Below are 3,549 nucleotides of genomic sequence, written 5' to 3' on the forward strand. Positions count from 1 at the left end.
CAGCGCCATCGTGGGGGGGTTCATCTTTTTCCATGTGGGCAGCCGCCTGCTGCACAAGGCGGCCCAGGCCGCCAACCTGGACTACGGCCCCGACCCCTTTCAGCCGGTGGCCAGTCTGGCCTCGCGGCTTTTCCTCTGGGTGGACGTGGATCGGATTGTGGTTTTTGAGCACCTTTTCTGGTGGTTCGCCATCGGCTCCATCCTGCTTTTCATCCCCTACTTTGCCCGCTCCAAGCACATTCACCTGTTCCTGGCCCCTTTGAACCTGGCCTTCAAGAAGGAAAAACCCGGGGCGCTGGTGCCCATCGCCCGCGACTTTGAAGAGCTGGAGAAACTGGAGAAGTTCGGGGTGGCGAGGCTCGAGGACTTCACCTGGCCGCGCCTGCTGGACGCCTATAGCTGCATCATGTGCAACCGCTGCCAGGAGGTCTGCCCGGCCTACACCACCGGCAAGGCCCTCTCCCCGGCGGCCATCCTGATCAGCGAGCGCTACGAGCTGAACCAGATACTGCCCGATTTTGCCGCAGGTCAGGAGAGTCCGCGTCCTCTAATGGACTTTGCCATGAACGAAGAGTCTATCTGGGCCTGCACCACCTGCAACGCTTGTGTGGAGGTCTGCCCGGTGGGCAACGAGCCCATGCTGCACATCCTGGACGTGCGGCGCGAGCGAGTGATGATGCAGGGCGAGTTTCCTGCCCAGCTCAACAACGCCTTTAAGGGCATGGAGCGCAACGGCAACCCCTGGAACCTGGGGGCCGACAAGCGCCTGGGCTGGGCCGAGGGGCTTCCCTTCGAGGTGCCCACCGTTGCCCAGAACCCCGAGGCCGAGGTGCTCTACTGGGTGGGCTGTGCCCCCGCCTACGACCCCCGGGCCCAGAAGACCGCGCGGGCCTTTGCCGAAATTTTGCACGAATCCGGGGTGAGCTGGGCGGTGCTGGGCAAGGAGGAGAGGTGCACGGGCGACGCGGCCCGGCGGGCCGGCAACGAGTTTTTGTTCATGCAGCTGGCCACCGAGAACGTCACCACGCTCAACGCGGCCATGGAGGCCCGGCCCAAGACCATCGTGACCACCTGCCCTCACTGCTTTCACACCCTGGCCAACGAATACAAGGACTTTGGCGGCCACTACACGGTCAAGCACCACACCGACTACATTGCAGAGCTATTAGATGCCAAGCGCCTCGAGCTTTTGCCCATGGCGGGCGACGTCACCTACCACGACCCCTGCTACCTGGGGCGGCACAACGGGGTGATTGCCGAGCCCCGCCAGGTACTCCAGGCCACCGGCCTCAAGCTGCATGAGCCTGCGCGCCACGGCAGGGAGAGCTTCTGCTGTGGGGCAGGCGGGGCCCAGTTCTGGAAGGAGGAAGAACCCGGTGACGAGCGGGTTTCCACCAACCGCTACCTGGAACTCAAGGGGACGAAGGCCGAGACCATCGCGGTGGGCTGTCCCTTCTGCATGCAGATGATGAACCTCGAGGCCACCCAGGACAACGAGGCCCCGAAGGTGCTGGACATCTCCGAGCTGGTGGTGCAAAACCTGAAGCGCAAACCCGCCCAGGCCGCCGACTGAGCCGCACGGGGTTTTGCTGCACGGGGGCCAAGCCCCATCAGGCGGGCAACCTTTGAAGAGTTTCTTGAACTGGAGGCCAAATCCCAGACCCGGCACGAGTTTGTGGATGGCTTCGTGTTTGCCATGGCGGGCGGAACCGACTATCACAACCGTCTGGTGACCCGCTTCTTGCTCACGATTTTCAATGCGGGCGAAGAGGCAGGCTGCGAGACTTTTGCCGAAAATATGTTGCTTAAAGTGGGCTCTGCGGCCTACTACCCGGATGTGTTCGTGACCTGTGAAGAGCCCCTCGTGGGGGTGAGTTATAAGAAAACCGCCTGCTTGGTGGTGGAGGTGCTTTCCGACTCCACCGAAGCTATTGACCGGGGCGAAAAACTGCTCGCCTATCAGAAGCCGCCGGGTTTGCAGGCGTATGTGCTGGTTTCTCACCCCGCTAAGAGGCTGGAAATCTTTCGGCGGATGGACGACGGTGGCTGGCGCTACGAGGCGGTGGAGGAGGGGGCCTTGGAACTGCCTTGCGTCAACGTAGCCGTGCGCCTGGAAGAACTCTACCGGGGTCTTCCGGCCAGGTAGCGGCTGCCCTTGCGGGCGACTCCCGTGGCCGGGTAAACTGGCGGCGTACCAGCATCAATCCCCGATGGGCTCGCCGAGGCGAGGTCTCACAGCGCGGGAACCGGTACAGGCTGGCGCTGCCGAGCAGCCCAGCACCAAAGCAGGAGGCCATCATGGCAAAAATTCGGTTGGAGCACGTCTACAAGAGGTATGGCGGCAAGGTCACGGCGGTCAAGGATTTCAATCTCGAGACCGAAGACGGCGAGTTTGTGGTCTTTGTAGGCCCTTCGGGCTGCGGCAAGACCACCACCCTGCGCATGATTGCGGGCCTGGAGGACATCACCGAGGGCAAGCTCTACATCGGCGACCGGCTGGTGAACGATGTGCCCCCCAAGGACCGGGACATCGCCATGGTTTTCCAGAACTACGCCCTCTACCCCCACATGAACGTCTACGAGAACATGGCCTTCGGCCTGCGCCTGCGGCGGGTGCCCAAGGACGAGATTGACCGCCGGGTTAAGGAGGCGGCCCGCATCATCAAGATTGACCACCTCCTGCAGCGCAAGCCGCGTGAGCTTTCCGGCGGCCAGCGCCAGCGGGTGGCCATGGGCCGGGCCATCGTGCGTGAGCCCAAGGTGTTCTTGTTCGACGAGCCGCTCTCCAACCTCGACGCCAAGCTACGGGTGGAGATGCGGGCCGAAATCTCCAAGCTCCAGCGCCGCCTGGGGGTCACCACCGTCTATGTGACCCACGACCAGGTCGAGGCCATGACCCTGGGCCAGCGCATTGTGGTCATGAAGGATGGCGAGGTGTTGCAGGTGGACACCCCTCTAAACCTCTACGACTTCCCCCAGACCAAGTTTGTGGCCGGCTTCATCGGCTCACCTTCCATGAACTTCATTCGCTCGAGGGTGCAGGTCGAGGGCGGCAGCGCCTACTTTGTGGGCGAGGGTTTCAAGGTCAAGGCCAACGGAACCCTGGGGGCCAGCCTGATGCCCTACAACGGCAAGGAAGTCTGGATGGGCATCCGCCCCGAACACATCGGGCTCAAGGGCTGGACCAGCATCCCCGAAGGCGACAATGTGGTCAAGGGCAGGGTGGAGGTCGTCGAACCCTTAGGGGCCGATACCGAAGTGCACGCCGAGGTGGGCGGACACATGATGACCGCCAAAGTAGATGGTCACGCCATGGTGCTGCCCAGCGACACGGTTGAGCTGTTGGTGGATACCAGCAAACTCCACGCCTTCGAAGTGGACGGACACGAAAAAGCCATCGGTCACGCCATGGCCCAGGACACCCGCTCGGCGGCTCGAGTTTAGAGTGCTCTTTGCGTTTTGAGCCATTCGGGTCTGAACAAGCCCATACCCCCTTCGGGCATGCAAGCAGTTTTCCGCGATCCACAAGGTGAGAGCGGGTGGTAGGGG

Annotated in this window: 3 protein-coding genes; all 3 read left to right on the forward strand. The window is 62.6% G+C overall.

What is annotated here, in order from left to right; genetic code table 11:
- Positions 1 to 1,573: (Fe-S)-binding protein (locus NZN28_RS14015; protein ID WP_295399190.1), on the forward strand; the 1,573-nt coding region annotated here is incomplete at its 5' end.
- A gap of 36 nt (positions 1,574 to 1,609) precedes the next feature.
- Entirely contained in the window at positions 1,610 to 2,146 is a 537-nt protein-coding gene (locus NZN28_RS14020; protein ID WP_295399194.1) for a Uma2 family endonuclease, read from the forward strand.
- Positions 2,147 to 2,298: 152 nt separating this feature from the next.
- Positions 2,299 to 3,444 carry an ABC transporter ATP-binding protein gene (locus NZN28_RS14025; protein WP_295399192.1) on the forward strand — a complete coding sequence of 382 codons (1,146 nt, stop codon included), beginning with the start codon at positions 2,299 to 2,301 and terminating at the stop codon, positions 3,442 to 3,444.
- Positions 3,445 to 3,549: the final 105 nt, after the last annotated feature.

Source organism: Meiothermus sp. (genome assembly GCF_025056915.1).
GTDB lineage: Bacteria > Deinococcota > Deinococci > Deinococcales > Thermaceae > Meiothermus.

Bases quoted from the DNA above. Each gene is read 5' to 3' on its own strand.
- NZN28_RS14025 (WP_295399192.1), top strand. From the start codon at position 2,299: ATGGCAAAAATTCGGTTGGAGCACGTCTACAAGAGGTATGGCGGCAAG.